This window comes from Paenibacillus sp. FSL M8-0334, from assembly GCF_038000405.1.
Classification (GTDB): Bacteria; Bacillota; Bacilli; order Paenibacillales; family Paenibacillaceae; genus Paenibacillus_AQ; species Paenibacillus_AQ campinasensis.
Window position 1 is genome coordinate 729,301 of the sequence record NZ_JBBOCH010000002.1, and the last position, 15,422, is coordinate 744,722.

The following is a 15,422-nucleotide window of genomic DNA, read 5'->3' on the forward strand; positions in this document are numbered from 1 at the left end:
GTCTGCCCAGGTTTTACGTGGGGCAGACCTCTTTGTACATTGAGGGGATCGTCCGTTAATGAGAATAGTGGTCCATCCAGACGTTCATCCATCGCCTCGCCTACTTGCGCCGGGCCCCAAGCTGCTTTACCTGCTCCAGCCACTTGGCGCGCTGCTGCGTGGTAGACGGCTTGACAGGCGCAACCTCGGTCACGCGCACCGGCTTGATCCCGCAAAACTTCAACACATTTCGCTTCATGACCAGATGTCCCGCACGCCAATAGATGAGGCGGTTATACCACGAAGGGGTATCCATCGTCACGATCAGGCGTGCGGATTTGCCGGTGAGCAGCTTATCCCATAACGGAGAATTGTCGCGGTACTTGAATGCAAACCCCGGCAGGAATACCCGGTCGATGAACCCTTTCAATATCGCGGGCGGCGCCCCCCACCAGGTCGGGTATACGAAGACGAGATGGTCTGCCCAGCGGATCAAGGCCTGAGCCTCGCGCAGTTCATCCTCCAGCTCGGTTCGTTTGCGGTAGCCGTACTTCAGGTTCGGGTTGAAGTCAGCTTGACTCAAGTCGATGCGGCGCACCTCGGTGCCGTCTATATGGGCCGCTCCCTCCGAATAAGCATCCGCCAATGCCAGACAGAAGCTCTCCGGATCGGGGTGTCCGTTAATGATGACTATATTTTTAGGTCCACTCATCGTCTTCTCCTCCTATAACAGCTCTTGCCCTCCAGGTGTTAGGTTATGAGGCGCTGTATCATCTATAATGAGAATAAAGTGAAATGATCGTCGGCGAAATGATCAATCGCGCATTAAAATTGCAAAATGGCGCAAAGGGGGAAGCGGTGTGGCGAGTCGGGACGTGGCTATCTCTATGGTATATCCCATTATGAAATCGATGGTTCGAAGAGGCTTTGACGCCGAGCGGTTTTGCGAATATGCTTCTTTCGATTCGGGGCTGCTTCAGGATGTGGAGGCCCGTATTCCGGATGCGGAACTGGAGCGTCTGATGAAGGCAGCCGCTGATTATACGAAGGATGAGCATTTCGGACTGCATCAGGGCCGACTGCTGGAGCTAGCGGATCTGGGGGTGCTCGGCTATGTGATGATGCATTCGACGACGATTGCGGACGCCCTCGCGGCTTACCAGAGATTCTATGTCATTCTGAGCAGCAGTTTTGAGCTGGAATGGGAGCTTCGAGACCGGGAATGTGTGCTTCATCTCTGTCTGAACGAAGCGGGAGTCTCGTCCCGCCAGTGTGTGGAGGATATGGCCAGTTCGGTGTATGAGCTGATGAGACGTCTCAGCAACCGTCCGATTCCGCTCATCGGGGTGGAATTCATGCATGATGCCACCGAGAATACGAAGCCGTATGTGGACATGTTCGGACTGATGCCGAAATTCGGGCGGGCCGGCAACGCGCTGAGGATTCACGCCGAAGTGCTGGATTATCCGGTGCTCTATTCAGACCCGAGAATACTGCAGGTGTTCGAGCAGCTGGCACAGGAGACGAGATCGGAATTAACGGCGGACGGGGTGCTGACAGAGCAAGTGATCCGCTGGTTGAAAAAGAGTCTGTTAACCGGGCTTCCGACATTGCAGGAAACGGCCCGTGCACTCGGGATGAGCGCCAGAAGCCTGCAGATTAAATTGAAGGAGGAAGGGACCACCTTCAACGAGTTGTCGGTTCGTGTCCGGCAAGAGCTTGCGGTCAGCTATTTGAAACGGGAGGAGTTCTCGATCGGAGAGATTGCTTACGCGCTTCATTTCTCGGAGCCCAGCGCTTTTCAGAACGCGTTTAAACGGTGGACCGGCATGACGCCAAGACAGTATCGCACCCGTTATGAAACGAAAAACCGCATACTATTTTCCAAATGAGGGGATGGTAAGAAAGCGATACTCCCATATTGCAAATGACCGTACAAGGGGGCCATCGATATGAGGCAAACCGACGAGGCAGGAAAGAAGCTGGACCACTTGCCGGATTCCCTTCCCCAGTTCATGAAGGAAGTCAACAACCGCTTAGGAGAGAGTCCGGATATCGTTTGGCGTGAGATCGCATTGGGCTCTGCTCCGGCGGTTATTTTGTATATGGATGGGCTCGGAGACCCGATTGATCTGCTCGAAGCCATTCATCAGGACTGGCTGTTCTTCGAAGGGGAGGGTGAGCAGACGCCGGGCGACCGCTACCGAGTGCTTAAGGAACGGACCATCACGATGGGCAAGGTTGGGGAGGCGGCCACGTTCTCCGACATGATGGAGAAGCTGCTGAGCGGCAACTCGATCCTGTTTGTGGATGGTGTAGGCTCGGTGCTGTACGCAGGGACAGAGTCGCTGAAGCAGCGCGGGGTCGAGGAAGCGACCTCGCAATCGGTGGTCCGGGGGCCGCGTGAAGGCTTCACCGAAGCCCTGCGCGAAAATACAGCGCTCGTCAGGCGCCGCATCCAGAATCCGAACCTTCGGCTAGAGCAGCGGAAGATCGGCGAGCAGACCAACACGCAGGTGGCCATCATGTATATCGAAGGGCTGTGCCATGTCGATGTGCTTGAGGAGCTGCGCAGGCGAATGGATGCTATCGAACTGGACAGTGTCCTGGAGAGCAACTATATCGAAGAAATGATCCAGGATCAGAAGTATAGCCCGTTTCCGACCGTATACAATTCCGAGCGCCCGGATGTGGTGGCATCGGCCTTGCTGGAAGGCCGGATTGCCATCTTCGTGGACGGCACACCGTTCGTGCTTATCGTTCCGGCGCTGTTCGCCCAATTTTTCCAGTCCAGCGAGGACTATTACCAGCGGGGTGATTTCTCAAGCCTGCTTCGACTGCTGCGGTATCTGTGCTTCGGGATCGCGCTGTTGACACCTTCGTTCTATATTGCGATCACGACATTTCATCAGGAGATGCTGCCGACCAATCTGCTGACAAGCCTGATTGGGCAGCGGGAGGGCGTGCCGTTTCCGGCCTTTGTTGAGGCGCTCATTATGGAGATCACCTTCGAGATACTGCGCGAGGCGGGCATCCGCCTGCCCAAATCGATCGGTCAATCCGTCTCCATCGTAGGCACGCTGGTAATCGGCCAGGCGGCGGTGGAGGCAGGTCTCGTATCGGCCGCAATGGTGATCGTGGTTTCGATTACGGCGATTGCCAACTTTGCGCTGCCAGCCTTTAACGTGGGCATCTCGGCCCGGATGCTGCGCTTTGTCATGATGGGCATTGCGGCATCGTTTGGCTTGTACGGCATGATTATCGGAATGATTATACTGGGGCTGCATCTGAGCAGTCTCGAATCGATGGGCGTTCCATACATGTCCACGTTTGCCCCGTTCAGCTGGAGAGGCCAGAAGGATGCGCTGCTCCGGTTGTCTCAACGGACCAAGAAAAAGTATTTGCGCAAGCTCAAATCCTGATACAGGATACCTAGGCCTCGACCGCACATTTCAACAGGAGAAGGACATCGATATGATTGGAAAACGGATACTAGTGATCATCATGCTCGTCAGTGTAGCCATCACCTCCGGATGCTGGAGCCGCAAAGAGCTGAATGAGCTTGCCGTGGTCATGGCCTTGGGAATCGATACCCACGAGGATGGCTATGCGGTGTCGGCCCAGGTGCTCAACGCCAGCGAGACCGGGGCCAAGCAGAACAGTTCCATGGGGAGCCTGCCTGTCATTACGTACACGTCGGTTGGGAAGACCATCCCTGACGCGCTTCAGCGCATGCTGAGCATGGCGCCGCGTGCCTTGTATCTCTCCCATCTTAGAGTGCTGATTTTCGGGGAGGAACTGGCGAGACAGGGCGTTGGAAACGCGATGGACTTCATATCGCGGAATCATGAGCTGCGGACCGATTTCTTTATGCTGGTGGCGAAGGGAGGGCGCGCCTCGGACATTCTGGAGATTGTAACCCCGTTCGAATATATTCCGGCCAACTCGCTCTATTCGTCTATTATGATCTCCCAGAAAAGATGGGCAGCCACCGGCAAAATCACCCTGCAGAAGTTCATCACCGAACTGAAGCGGGGCGGGTCGGACCCGGTGCTGTCCGGCGTGCAGTTGAGAGGGAGTGTGGAACAAGGCCAGAACGTGGAAAATGTAAAGAAAATCCATCCGGATACGATGATACAGCATGCAGGATTGGGCGTATTCAAGCGGGACCGGCTTGTCGGATGGCTGGATGAATCCCCCAGTAAAGGGGTGAATTATATCCTTAATCGTGTCGAAACCACTGTCGGAGATATTGAATGTGCAGGCGGGGGGGTTGCTGCATACCTGATTCACCGCACGGATAGCACCACTCATGTTCACCTGAATGAGAAAGGAGAACCCGAGTTTCGAGTTGAGATGGAGATTGAGGCCGATCTCAGTGCAGTTGAATGCACGATGAAGCTGGATTCTCCGGATGCTATTACAGACTTAGAGAAGCGAATCGAGAACAGATTCAACACGAACATTGCCAAGCATATACGGTATATACAGTCAGAATACGGCGCCGACGTATTCGGCTTCGGCGAGGCGCTTCATCGTCAACTCCCGAAGGTGTGGAAGAAGTATCGGGATAACTGGGATGAACGTTTCAGAACCGTTCAGATTCAAGTGAATGCCAATGTGGCAATCCGGCGGATCGGGTCGATTGTACAGCCGATCAATGAGGAGGTCGATGAACCATGAATTGGCACATGCTGCTCTCGATTGTACTGCTCGTCTCGCTCGTGAACGGCATTAGGCGCATACGGAAACTCCACGCGATGCGGGATATGCTCGTCTTTTTAACGATTTGGGGGCTGGCGGTCATAACGATGCTTGGAGATGCACTGGAGATGCCAGGCATGAGGCCGCTGGACTGGATCAAAGCGGTTATGCAGCCTATCAGCGCCTGGATGCCATAATTGTAAGGAGAGGGTGACTTATGGCCAGACAGAAGACGATTTCCTCCAGACAATTTTTTGTTTTGACCTTTGGCCTGACGGTCGGAACCTCGATTCTCGTCACCCCGTCAGGACAGGTACATACTGCGCGAGAGGACGCCTGGATCGCCTCGATATTCAGCCTGCTTATCAATCTGCTGATGGTTCTGATGTATATCGGAATCGTTCGTCTTTATCCGGGAAAGACGATTTTCGAGATCCATGAGCGCGTTCTCGGCAAAGTGCTGGGGAAGGCGCTCAACCTGTTGTACCTGTTCTACTTTTTAATTCTGACGGGCACGCTGCTCGGGAACCTGGGCTTTTTTCTGACGAGCGAGATTATGCCGGAGACGCCAACGGAAGTGATTCAGCTGTTGTTCTTGCTCTCGGCGGTTATCTGTGCCCGGATGGGGCCGATTATACTGGCCAGGCTCGGTGAGCTTGCCTTTCCCTGGATCGTATTTCTGTTTCTGGTTCTTGTGCTGGGGCTCATTCCGCAGATTGAATGGGATTATATTAAACCGGTGCTTGAGGAGGGCTGGGGGCCGGTATTGACAGCGGGGCTCCATTCCTCGATGTTTCAGGAATTGATTGTAATGCTGGTATTCTTTTCGCTGGTCAACAAGAGAAAAGACGGGGAGCGCGCCTTTGTGCTCGGCTCATTGAGCGGAGAAGTCGTCCTTGCGATCATCATGACACTGAGCGTGCTTGTGATGGGCATCGAGCAGACGGAGAACAGCACATTCCCGGCATTCGCTCTGGCCAAAACGATCAACGTCGGCAATTTTTTTCAGCGGGTGGAAGGAATTTTGATTACGATATGGGTACTGACTTTCTTTATTAAAATCTCACTCTTGTTCCTGTCCATTCTTAAAGGCTTGCAGAGCGTGTTCGGCTTGAAGCAACAGCAATCGTTGATTTATCCGCTAGCCGTCATCTTTATCATCGTCTCCTGGAACACGTACACCAACACCGTGTATGTCTCCGATATTATCCAGAATGTGTGGGTCGGATATGCCATGCTCCATTTGATAGCCATTCCGCTACTTGTCCTACTGATCGGCGTCATTCGGAAGAAGCTGCTGGGCAGGCGTTAACTTCAGCACGGAGATCAGTGCGGAGCATGCCGTTTGCGGGCTGTCTCTTCCTGGATGCAGACGGCGGATGCCGAAATGCGGATCTGCCGTTATAATAGGGTGTAGGCCTGTTAGCTTCGCTGCAGGCTGTTCGGGGAGGCATGGCACAACTGAAGCCCCCTGTAACAGCATGGGAGGGGACCTATGAAACCGATTAATCAACTCCGCATTCAGGATGAATTCGTGGGCTTTTATTTGTTGAAAGAACTGAACCTAAGACAAACGAGCGGTACACCGCCGAAGGATTATTTTGATATTGTGCTGTCGGATGCGACCGGGCAAATTTCTGCGAAATACTGGGACGTGACGATCCAGGATAAAGAGACGTTTTTTCCAATGCAGCTGGTCAAAATACAGGGAACGGTGCAAAGCTACCGGGATCAGCCTCAAGTCAAAATAAGCCGCATACGCAGGGCAACAGACGATGACGGAGTGTCGATCACCGATTATGTGAAGGCCGCTCCGCTTCGCCCTGTCGATCTGCTCCATACGATCAAACTGGCGATCAAGAGCATTGCGCATGAGGAGATTCGCATGATTGTGACGTATTGCGCTGATAAGGTGGAGGACAAGCTGATGCATTATCCGGCTGCGAAGTCCTATCATCATGCTTATTTCGCCGGGCTCGCCTATCATATTGTCCGCATGCTTGAGATCGGCGATTTCATCTGCAAGCAGCGCCCGTTCCTCAATCCGGATCTGATCAAGGCCGGCATCATTCTGCACGATATTGCCAAGCCGGAGGAAATGATCGCCCAGATGGGCATCGTGACGGATTACAGCAATCAGGGCAAGCTGATCGGGCATATTGCGCTTGCATCCGGCTGGATCGTCGAGGCGGCCATCCATCACGGCATTTCGCTGGATTCCGAGCTGGTGCTCGGGCTGCAGCATCTGGTGCTGTCCCATCACAATCTCGGCGAATGGGGCAGCCCTGTTCAGCCTCAAACGGCGGAAGCGGTGGCGCTGCACTATATCGATATGATGGACGCCAAGCTTCAGATGGTGGAGGACGCCCTCGATACGACCGCGCCATCCGAACCGTGGACGCCGATGATTCGCGGACTTGAGAACAAGGCGCTCTATCGGCTTAAGATAGAGGAAGAATCGGTCCGCAGCGGAAATGAGAAGGAGACCATCGCTCCGCCTTCCGGATGATTCGCTGCGGTAATCTGACCGCCGTGATGGGAGACGAGCAATTTGGCGATATAGAGGCCGAGGCCGGCATGTCCTTTCTGCCTTGGGGCACGTCCTTGCCCTTGATAGAATCGTTCAAACACTTGCTTCAGCTCCTGGCTGTCAAATCCGTTACCTGTGTCAGAGATCGCCATCTTCACTTGATGCTCGTTCATCTCGATGCTCCAGGTGATGGTCCCGGCTGCCGGTGTATGACGGATGCTGTTGGCCACGAGGTTGTCCAGAATTTGTGCGATCCGGTATGGATCGAACAGAATGGGCTGAACAGACGTCCGTTCATCCTGGCATGCTGCTGTAAACGTGATGTTCTTATCAGCGCACAGCGCTTTGTACTCGATGGTTTTCTCCTCTATAAATTCCTCTATATCCATCGGGATCGGCTGAAGATGAAAGGACATATGTTCAAGCTCAGCGATGGTGTTCATATCCTTCAGTAAATGGGCAGCATTGGCGGTGTTCCTCTTAATCACGTTCAAGTATTGGGAGACTGGAGATTCCTTGCTGCCTCTATTCATTTCCTCTAGCCCTTCGACATGGCCCTGGATAATCGTAAGCGGGGTGCGCAAATCATGGGCAAGTGCAGCGAACATCGTCTTGCGCTCCTGCTCTTGCTTCCATTCCCTCTCCAAGGATTGCGCCAGCTCCTTTCGCATCTCCTCAAAAGCAACCGTCAGCTCATTCATCTCGGTAACCGGGGAGCTCTCGCTCATCGAAAAATGAAGGTTCCGCTCCTTGATCCGGCCAGCTCCATCCAGCAGCTGCTGCAGCGGCCGGCTGATCATTCGGCTGATTTGTTTGCCGAACAGATAGGTGAACAGCGCGATGTAAAGAAAGGGAGTCAGGAACAAGAACAGAACGCCACTGTTAATCCAGGGACTAAGACCAGGATTGACAGCGGTCATCCTGAGCGAATATTCCAGCAATAGCGTACCTACCTGTTCCCCGTTATGGTCATGAATCGGCACAGACCTCGTAATATTTCCCCCGATCCAATTCGCCGGAGTCACTTGAACGGCTGCTGCATCCTGATTCCATCGCTTGGTGATCGCGGGGTCTCCGTAGAGAAATTGCCCTTTGCTAGCCACAACGCCATAGGATATCCCGGAAGAAGGAATCAGCTGTTCCAGCTCGGCCTGTGATTCCAGGCTCAGCAGGAGCGCTCCTTTCGAATTGGCAAAATGCTCGATAGCCGGAATCTGCTTCTCGTAATAATTGGCTGGACGCAGCACCTCATGCTGAAACAGAAAGCTGACCAGAGCAGCCAGCAGCCCCCAGGTAAGAAGTGTTGCGATCAGGCTGAGCGACAGCACCGACAGAAAGCTGCGGATGAATATACTTTTGACCGGCCGCTGTCTGCTCATTTGACCTCCCATTTATATCCGATGCCCCATACGGTCTGTATATAAGTGCGATCCGGGATGCAGGCCGCGAATTTGGCCCGGATTTTCTTGATATGCTCGGTGACAGTTGCATCGTCGCCTTCAGCGTCCCAACCCCACAATTTCTCGTAGATTTGCTCCCGCGTAAACACCTGCCCCGGATGCATGGCCAGCAGCTCTACAATTTTAAATTCCTTGTTGGTTAGTGAGATATCCTGACCATTCCCGTTTACCGTATAGCCTTTGCAGTCAATGGTTAAGGAATGGAAGCGGAGAACGCTTTGGTCCTGGGGCGTGAGTCCCCGCTTCTCCCGGCGCAGGTGAGCGTGAATTCGGGCTTTCAGCTCCGCCAGGCTGAACGGCTTTAACAGATAATCATCGCCGCCCGCCGCCAGCCCCTGAATGCGATCGGTTTCACTCTGGCAAGCGCTCAGGAACACGATCGGACACTGCGTAAATTCCCGGAGCCGCCGGCATGTCTCAAAGCCATCCAGCTCGGGCATCATCACGTCTAGCAGGATCAGCTCAGGCTGAAGCTGACTTAATTCCAGCGCCTCCCGGCCGTTTGCGGCGGTGAATACCTGATATCCCTCCCGCTCCAATGCGTCTTTCATAAAAGCGATAATTTCCTCTTCGTCGTCCACTAGCAATATACGTTCTTGAGTCATACAGATCCTCCGTCAGTCTATGAGATCGGTTAACTTCATCCTAGTATACATGGATTTTCTAAAGAAGCGATAAAGAAAGGGCCCGGAGCTAACCCCATATAAGAGCTATCACAGCGATTCAGGAGCGCATACATGCAGCTTTATAAATTCTTTATGCTTATGGATTAACCTTGCATGGACCAACATTGTGGAAGGATGATCGACATGACAGACGTACGGCAGCAAAGAATTACACTCATAGACAGCTTGAGGGGATTTGCTTTATTGGGCATATTTCTGGTAAACATTCTTTTTTTCACGACATCGCTCCAGACGATTTCGTTTGGCGTGGACCTGTGGACTGGCGGGTACAATGAAGCGCTTGGCATGCTGAAGGACATTTTCATCAACAGCAAATTTATTCTGATCTTCTCGTTTCTGTTCGGTTTGGGGGCGGTACTGCTCCAGAACAGCTGCGAGGCGAAGGGGCTGAGCTTCCGTCGTGTTTATGCCCGGAGACTGACGGCCTTGCTGGTGATCGGTCTGATTCACGGCATGCTGATATGGTATGGCGACGTTTTGACGCATTATGCGATTCTCGGCTTCCTGCTGCTGCTGTTTATCAAGCGCAAGCCGAAAACGCTGCTTATCTGGTCGCTCATTTTGCAGCTGATCGTTCCGGTGCTGGTCGTGATCAGCAGCCTGGCTTCATCTGGCGATCCGCAATTCACCACATTGAGCGGGGAAGAAATGCAGCAGACGGCACTCTATTATCAAGCGAAGGATGCGGCGATCTATGGCGCTGGAGATGCGGGGCAGATTTTGGGGCAAAGGCTGAACGACTTCATCGCCTCGATTTTTAACATGATTCTGTTTTATCCCCAAGTGCTGGGTTTGTTTCTGTTAGGCATGTATTTCGGCAAGCGCAGGTTTCTGCATGACGTTGCCGGGCACCGGGCGCTGTTCGTTAGATTGGCTTGGATCGGAGGCGTCTTGGGACTTGCCGCGCAGCTGGCGATGGCATGGACGGAGCTGTCGTTTGCCATGGAGGCCGTTATGCTGTTCGTTGGCGCGCCCCTGATGTCACTGGCCTATATTTCGCTATTTGCGCTGTTGTACCAGAACAAGCGGTGCCAGAAGGTGCTGCGGGTCTTTTCCTATCCGGGTAAAATGGCCTTCACCAACTATCTCATGCAATCGGTTATTTGTGGCTTTATCTTTTATAGCTACGGCTTGGCGCTGTACGGCACCGTGGACGTTGGAATCCAGATGCTTATTGCCCTGGCGGTCTATGCCGCGCAGGTGATCTTCAGCATGCTATGGCTGCGCCTCTTCCCGATCGGCCCGTTAGAATATGTGTGGCGCTTGTTTACTTATTGGGGGAAACCGGTGAGGAAGGGAGCAGTGTCACATCAGGCTAGCATCGCTAGCGACAAGGACAGCAGCCGAGCGAACCGGGCTTGAAACCATTTTTCAAGAAACCCTTGCAATACCATTCCGAGTGTATTACAATGCATTATAAATTCATGACATGATATGTTATACAAGCAATGAAGGAAAGAGTAAGCACCGGAACTTCCCGACAGGAAAGGGCTGCCACCGACTGAGAGCGCCCGGGCGAAGCGTCTGCTGCCGAAGTTCATTCCTGAGCTGGTATCCTGATAGCGGTGCGATTGCGCTGCGGTAGGGATATCCGTCCACCTCGCGTTAAGAGGCTCAAGTGAGATATGCTGCGGTGAATACGATGGACGCACATATCTAATAAGGGTGGTACCACGACTCCTCGTCCCTTGACGGACAGGAGTCTTTTTGATTTTCAGATAAATAATAATGAGTGAAGGAGAGAAACCGTTATGAATATTAATGAAGGTCGTTTGGAGGAGCTGCGCTCCCAGCTCGATTCCGTCAATTTGCAGCTGCTTGCACTGCTGTCGGAGCGGGCACAGCTGGTTCAGGAGATTGGGGAAGAGAAGCAGAAGCAGGGCGTGCCTGACTATGATCCGGTCCGTGAGAAGAAAATGCTGGATAGCTTGGTGGAGAACAATAGAGGGCCGTTCGATAATGAAACGGTCCGCCATCTGTTCAAGCAGATTTTCCAGGCTTCGCTCAAGCTGCAGCAGGTCGAGCATAAGAAGCATCTGCTGGTCAGCCGCAAGAAGAAGCAGGAGGATACGGTGATCCAGTTGGGCGAGACCGCCATTGGTGGCGGACAGCCGGTTATGATCGCTGGACCGTGCTCTGTGGAAAGCTATGAGCAGGTGCGCCAGGTGGCTGCAGCGCTCAAGGAGGCTGGCATTACCGTGATGCGCGGCGGAGCCTTCAAGCCGAGAACATCGCCGTACGATTTTCAGGGGCTGGGTATTGAAGGTCTGAAAATTCTGAAGGAGGTTGCCTCCGAATTCGGGCTGAAAACGATCAGTGAAATTGTGGATCCGGCGCATGTTGAGCTGGCCTGTGAATATATCGATGTCATTCAGATCGGGGCTAGAAACATGCAGAACTTCGAGCTCCTGAAGGCAGCGGGCGACGTCAAGACCCCGATTCTGCTGAAGCGCGGTCTTGCGGCGACGATTGATGAGTTCGTCCATGCGGCCGAATATATCGTGTCCCGCGGCAACACGCAGGTCATGCTGATTGAACGCGGCATTCGAACTTATGAGAAGGCCACGCGCAACACGCTGGACATCTCGGCTGTGCCGATTCTGAAGCAGGAGACGCATCTGCCGGTGCTGGTCGATGTGACGCATTCCACAGGCCGGAAGGATATTCTGGCTCCATGTGCGAAAGCCGGGCTGGCTGCAGGTGCGGACGGCATTATGGTGGAGGTGCATCCGAATCCGGCGACCGCACTGTCCGATGCTGCCCAGCAGCTGAACATTCCGGAGTTTCAGGAGTTCCTGGCGACAGTCAAACAATCCGGTTTGCTGTAAAGCGGGCGGGGCGTAATTCAGCCCCCTGGCATTAGAGGTCCGGCCCTGGCATCCGAAGGTGCCGGGCCGGCGATATAGCGCTATGTACGCCGCGATCATCTCTGATGATGCGGCGTTTGTCTTGTCCAGGGCAAGTTATGCGCGGACCTGGTTTTTCACGACAAAAGAGCTTCCCGAAGATGACGGTTTGCATGGGAGGGATACGATGCGATGATGTTGCAGCATCCCGATCCTCTGCGAAGGGGTGAACTTCGGGTTGCAGCCATTCACACGGCTGCGGACGAAAGCGACAGGGGAAAGTCGAGCAAGGCTGGACTGGCTCCCGTTCACGGTGGGCGCCTCCACAATCCATTCAGCCGAAGTTTGCGGACCATGATAACTCTGCACCGTTTTGAAGGTCCAGCCCCGGCTCAGGTTTTGCAGGCGGATCAGCCACTTGCTGCCTTTTAATTTGGCAATATAAGCGCGCATAACATCGCCCGGTCTCACCGGCAAGGAGATACGGGTTTCGTAGCTGGGGAGAATCTCCCACCAGGCATAATACTGCGCGGTGCCGTTTACGAAGTGATGCGCGGTACCGGTCTGGATCAGGCTGCTGTTGTTGTAGCCGTCAATTCCGACCCAGGCCGAAGAGTAGGAAGATCGTGAAGTAGGCAGAACGAAAGGAACTGTCCATTCTCCGGAGATGCAGCTGTACTTCCCTTTTCTGCCTGTGAGGACATATCCGCTCCAGTTGCTGGAGTAGGGAAGAGACGCGCTGCTCTTGCCTGGACGAGGAACGAGGCAGCAGGTACCGTAAGCTGGAAGCTTGCTGATTGTGCTCATATATCCACCACCTTGATCGATTTGGGGCATGCTGGATTATGAAGCATCCCAGCATTGTCCACAGTATATTAGATGTAAGCAGGCGGGGAATGGTATGGTCATCGTTTCTATTATTTTTTCGTTTGTTATGTAATGGTTGCAGCCGGGTAAAAATGATAGAGACATCGTGAAGCTGAACATGCCATCTTATATCAAGAAGGAGAATAACTCATGCCAAATGAATTTTGGGTTAACCTGCCTGTGGAGAACCTGGATCGGTCAAGACAGTTTTATAAGGAGATCGGATTTACGTTCCATCCCGAGTATGTTGACCGGGACGATACGGCAGCTCTGCTGCTGGGCGATAACCAAGTGCTGGTGATGCTTCTTCCTGAGGCGGCATTCTCAACCTTCACCGGTCATGCCCCGGCGGAAGTGAGCGGCACAGGTGTGGAAGCGTTGTTATCTATCGATGTAGGCAGCCGGGAGCGCGTTCACGAAGTTATCGGCCAGGCGGTAAAAGCCGGGGGGACGATCTTCAGCGAGCCTCAGGCCCAGGGCTGGATGTACGGAGCCGGATTTGCCGATCCGGATGGCCACCGCTGGAATGTGCTGTGTACAGATGTGAACCAGGTGCCGCAGGAGTGAAAGACTTCATGCCAGACGGAAGCGAGGCAGAACGTGATTCCCTACTAAAAGAATATATAACATCTATTACAATTTAAACCATAATATACCTGATTGTAAGAAAGCCATCGCCCTATCCAGCAACGGAATTGTTGGTGCCAATGTGATGATGCGAAAGCTTGGAAAGCCGCAGTGTTGCGGCTTTTTTCTGTTGTTCGGAGCACTGCTCTGCTGATGCATGACAGCCATCTTCCTATCCGTTCCCCTAAAAAGTTCCGAATATCTTCACAATCCCATCAATATATTTTAGTAGACGCTTTCTGTAAGCGGATACAACAAAATGCCAAAGAAGTGACGGTCAATGGACTAAAGGAGGGAACAGAATGAAAGGCGGCAAAAGGGGACTGATGCTGATATCATCGGCACTCAGTTTGTCACTGTTGTTTGGATGCGCGGGCGGGGGACAGTCGTCTGAACCCGGTTCGCCGGAAACGGGGGAGGCGGGAGAAAATGCAAAAACGGTCATCTCGGTAACCTTCCGCGATGACGGGATCGGAGAGAATGGGGCCTTCTATAAATGGTTGAAGGAGGTATCCGCAAGTTACCCGAACCCGGATGTGGAGATCAAGCCGACGCCGATCCAGGCATCCGAGGGCGACTATTTTGCCAAGGTTGCATTGGCTCTGAAATCCACGGAGACCGCACCTGATATCGTCACCGAGGATACGTTCATCCTGAATTCGGACGCAAGCGCCGGATATCTGGAGCCGCTGGATGACCGCTTGCAGGACTGGGAGGACTGGAATAACGGTTCCTTTATTGAAGCGATGAAAAAAGGGGTGACTGCCAGCGATGGCAAAGTGTACGGTGTGCCGTACAACACGGATTCCCGTGGACTCTGGTATAACAAGGAAATTTTCAAGCAGGTAGGACTTCCTGAGGATTGGCAGCCGAAGTCGTGGGAGGAAGTGCTTAACGCAGCCAGAACGATCAAGGAACAGGCACCGGATATCGTGCCAATCTGGATGAATATGGGCAAGGCTACCGGGGAGGCGACCTCCATGCAGACGTACGAGATGCTGCTCTATGGCACCGGGGAGCGCCTGTATGATGATGCCAGCGGCAAATGGATTATCAAAAGCCAGGGCATCCTTGACGCGCTGGGCTTCGTGGAAACCGTGAACAAGGAAGGACTGGGTCCGCCGCTGTCCAAAGTGCTGAACGGTCAGGCCGGCAATACGGCCTCCCGGGAATATCTGCCGCAAGGAAAGCTGGCGATCTCGCTCGACGGCTCCTGGATTACCGGCAATTATCTGGAGACGGGGGCGGCGCCTTGGCCGGAATATAAAGATGTGCTCGGATTTGCCCCGATGCCGACCAGCGAGGGACAGCCGCCCGGATCAATTACGCTGGCCGGAGGCTGGGCATTGTCGATTCCGAGCAATTCCAAGAACAAGGACGAAGCTTGGGAATTCATCAAATATGCATTGAACAAGGACAACACCCAGAAGCTGGTGACCAGCTCCGGAAATATTACGGTGCGTACCGATGTTGCCAAAGACCCGGGGTATACCCAGATGCCGTTCAATGAAATTGCGACCGCTTATTTGCAAAATGCCGATTTCAGACCGTCGCAGGAGAAGTATCCGGAGGTATCCACGCAAATCCAGACGATGGTTGAAGCGGTGGCTACCGGAACCTCACCTCAGGATGCGATGAACAAGTATGCCCAGGATGTTACCCGAATCGTAGGCGCCGACAATGTTGTAGAGAAATAGTGACGAGAACGAAGCCTGCTCAAGCG

Annotated in this window: 14 protein-coding genes; 10 read left to right on the forward strand and 4 right to left on the reverse strand. The window is 53.5% G+C overall.

Annotation, left to right across the window (positions count from 1 at the left end):
• Nucleotides 1-100: 100 nt before the first annotated feature.
• A complete protein-coding gene (locus MKX64_RS17465; RefSeq protein WP_341036801.1) occupies nucleotides 101-691 on the reverse strand; it encodes an NAD(P)H-dependent oxidoreductase in 591 nt (196 codons plus the stop codon).
• 148 nt (nucleotides 692-839) lie between these two features.
• On the opposite strand from MKX64_RS17465, the gene MKX64_RS17470 reads away from it, so the two are divergent.
• The 6 genes from MKX64_RS17470 (at nucleotide 840) to MKX64_RS17495 (ending at nucleotide 7,192) form a co-directional block, all read left to right on the forward strand.
• Nucleotides 840-1,871 carry an AraC family transcriptional regulator gene (locus MKX64_RS17470; RefSeq protein ID WP_341036803.1) on the forward strand — a complete coding sequence of 344 codons (1,032 nt, stop codon included), beginning with the start codon at nucleotides 840-842 and terminating at the stop codon, nucleotides 1,869-1,871.
• A gap of 60 nt (nucleotides 1,872-1,931) precedes the next feature.
• Complete coding sequence (locus tag MKX64_RS17475; protein ID WP_155617713.1) at nucleotides 1,932-3,401, forward strand: spore germination protein; 1,470 nt, start codon at nucleotides 1,932-1,934, stop codon at nucleotides 3,399-3,401.
• Between the two features lie 52 nt (nucleotides 3,402-3,453).
• Nucleotides 3,454-4,662 carry a Ger(x)C family spore germination protein gene (locus tag MKX64_RS17480; protein ID WP_155617712.1) on the forward strand — a complete coding sequence of 403 codons (1,209 nt, stop codon included), beginning with the start codon at nucleotides 3,454-3,456 and terminating at the stop codon, nucleotides 4,660-4,662.
• A complete protein-coding gene (locus MKX64_RS17485) occupies nucleotides 4,659-4,880 on the forward strand; it encodes a hypothetical protein (protein WP_155617711.1) in 222 nt (73 codons plus the stop codon). The genes MKX64_RS17480 and MKX64_RS17485 overlap by 4 nt, the downstream gene beginning before the upstream one ends.
• Before the next feature lie 20 nt (nucleotides 4,881-4,900).
• Nucleotides 4,901-5,995, forward strand: coding sequence for a GerAB/ArcD/ProY family transporter (locus MKX64_RS17490; protein ID WP_155617710.1), 1,095 nt, complete (start codon nucleotides 4,901-4,903; stop codon nucleotides 5,993-5,995).
• A 183-nt stretch (nucleotides 5,996-6,178) separates the two neighbouring features.
• The gene (locus MKX64_RS17495) at nucleotides 6,179-7,192 is read left to right on the forward strand and encodes a 3'-5' exoribonuclease YhaM family protein (protein WP_155617709.1); all 1,014 of its coding nucleotides are present in this window, start codon (nucleotides 6,179-6,181) and stop codon (nucleotides 7,190-7,192) included.
• Here MKX64_RS17495 and MKX64_RS17500 read toward each other — a convergent pair.
• Together MKX64_RS17500 and MKX64_RS17505 are read right to left on the reverse strand one after the other, a co-directional pair.
• A complete protein-coding gene (locus MKX64_RS17500; protein WP_095263901.1) occupies nucleotides 7,117-8,592 on the reverse strand; it encodes a HAMP domain-containing sensor histidine kinase in 1,476 nt (491 codons plus the stop codon). The two genes, MKX64_RS17495 and MKX64_RS17500, sit on opposite strands and share 76 nt — an antisense overlap.
• Nucleotides 8,589-9,278: a response regulator transcription factor gene (locus MKX64_RS17505; RefSeq protein ID WP_095263902.1), complete on the reverse strand. Its 690-nt coding sequence runs from the start codon at nucleotides 9,276-9,278 to the stop codon at nucleotides 8,589-8,591. Before MKX64_RS17505 ends, MKX64_RS17500 begins: the two co-directional genes overlap by 4 nt.
• A 204-nt stretch (nucleotides 9,279-9,482) precedes the next feature.
• On the opposite strand from MKX64_RS17505, the gene MKX64_RS17510 reads away from it, so the two are divergent.
• Both MKX64_RS17510 and MKX64_RS17515 read left to right on the forward strand, forming a co-directional pair.
• Nucleotides 9,483-10,721 (forward strand): DUF418 domain-containing protein, encoded by a 1,239-nt coding sequence (locus MKX64_RS17510; RefSeq protein WP_095263903.1) that lies wholly within the window; start codon nucleotides 9,483-9,485, stop codon nucleotides 10,719-10,721.
• 389 nt (nucleotides 10,722-11,110) lie between these two features.
• The gene (locus tag MKX64_RS17515) at nucleotides 11,111-12,187 is read left to right on the forward strand and encodes a bifunctional 3-deoxy-7-phosphoheptulonate synthase/chorismate mutase (RefSeq protein ID WP_155617701.1); all 1,077 of its coding nucleotides are present in this window, start codon (nucleotides 11,111-11,113) and stop codon (nucleotides 12,185-12,187) included.
• A 135-nt stretch (nucleotides 12,188-12,322) separates the two neighbouring features.
• Here the strand turns inward: MKX64_RS17515 and MKX64_RS17520 are convergent, their stop codons facing one another.
• Nucleotides 12,323-13,012: a G1 family glutamic endopeptidase gene (locus tag MKX64_RS17520; protein WP_179292060.1), complete on the reverse strand. Its 690-nt coding sequence runs from the start codon at nucleotides 13,010-13,012 to the stop codon at nucleotides 12,323-12,325.
• Nucleotides 13,013-13,222: 210 nt separating this feature from the next.
• On the opposite strand from MKX64_RS17520, the gene MKX64_RS17525 reads away from it, so the two are divergent.
• Both MKX64_RS17525 and MKX64_RS17530 read left to right on the forward strand, forming a co-directional pair.
• Nucleotides 13,223-13,639: a VOC family protein gene (locus tag MKX64_RS17525; RefSeq protein WP_095263905.1), complete on the forward strand. Its 417-nt coding sequence runs from the start codon at nucleotides 13,223-13,225 to the stop codon at nucleotides 13,637-13,639.
• Between the two features lie 362 nt (nucleotides 13,640-14,001).
• Entirely contained in the window at nucleotides 14,002-15,396 is a 1,395-nt protein-coding gene (locus MKX64_RS17530; protein ID WP_095263906.1) for an ABC transporter substrate-binding protein, read from the forward strand.
• The last annotated feature ends 26 nt before the right edge of the window (nucleotides 15,397-15,422 follow it).

What these genes read in the sequence shown, in the direction of transcription:
- MKX64_RS17465 (WP_341036801.1), bottom strand. Translation starts at nt 691, where the DNA reads ATGAGTGGACCTAAAAATATAGTCATCATTAACGGACACCCCGATCCG.
- MKX64_RS17475 (WP_155617713.1), top strand. Translation starts at nt 1,932, where the DNA reads ATGAGGCAAACCGACGAGGCAGGAAAGAAGCTGGACCACTTGCCGGAT.
- MKX64_RS17480 (WP_155617712.1), top strand. Translation starts at nt 3,454, where the DNA reads ATGATTGGAAAACGGATACTAGTGATCATCATGCTCGTCAGTGTAGCC.
- MKX64_RS17485 (WP_155617711.1), top strand. Translation starts at nt 4,659, where the DNA reads ATGAATTGGCACATGCTGCTCTCGATTGTACTGCTCGTCTCGCTCGTG.
- MKX64_RS17490 (WP_155617710.1), top strand. Translation starts at nt 4,901, where the DNA reads ATGGCCAGACAGAAGACGATTTCCTCCAGACAATTTTTTGTTTTGACC.
- MKX64_RS17495 (WP_155617709.1), top strand. Translation starts at nt 6,179, where the DNA reads ATGAAACCGATTAATCAACTCCGCATTCAGGATGAATTCGTGGGCTTT.
- MKX64_RS17500 (WP_095263901.1), bottom strand. Translation starts at nt 8,592, where the DNA reads ATGAGCAGACAGCGGCCGGTCAAAAGTATATTCATCCGCAGCTTTCTG.
- MKX64_RS17505 (WP_095263902.1), bottom strand. Translation starts at nt 9,278, where the DNA reads ATGACTCAAGAACGTATATTGCTAGTGGACGACGAAGAGGAAATTATC.
- MKX64_RS17510 (WP_095263903.1), top strand. Translation starts at nt 9,483, where the DNA reads ATGACAGACGTACGGCAGCAAAGAATTACACTCATAGACAGCTTGAGG.
- MKX64_RS17515 (WP_155617701.1), top strand. Translation starts at nt 11,111, where the DNA reads ATGAATATTAATGAAGGTCGTTTGGAGGAGCTGCGCTCCCAGCTCGAT.
- MKX64_RS17520 (WP_179292060.1), bottom strand. Translation starts at nt 13,012, where the DNA reads ATGAGCACAATCAGCAAGCTTCCAGCTTACGGTACCTGCTGCCTCGTT.
- MKX64_RS17525 (WP_095263905.1), top strand. Translation starts at nt 13,223, where the DNA reads ATGCCAAATGAATTTTGGGTTAACCTGCCTGTGGAGAACCTGGATCGG.
- MKX64_RS17530 (WP_095263906.1), top strand. Translation starts at nt 14,002, where the DNA reads ATGAAAGGCGGCAAAAGGGGACTGATGCTGATATCATCGGCACTCAGT.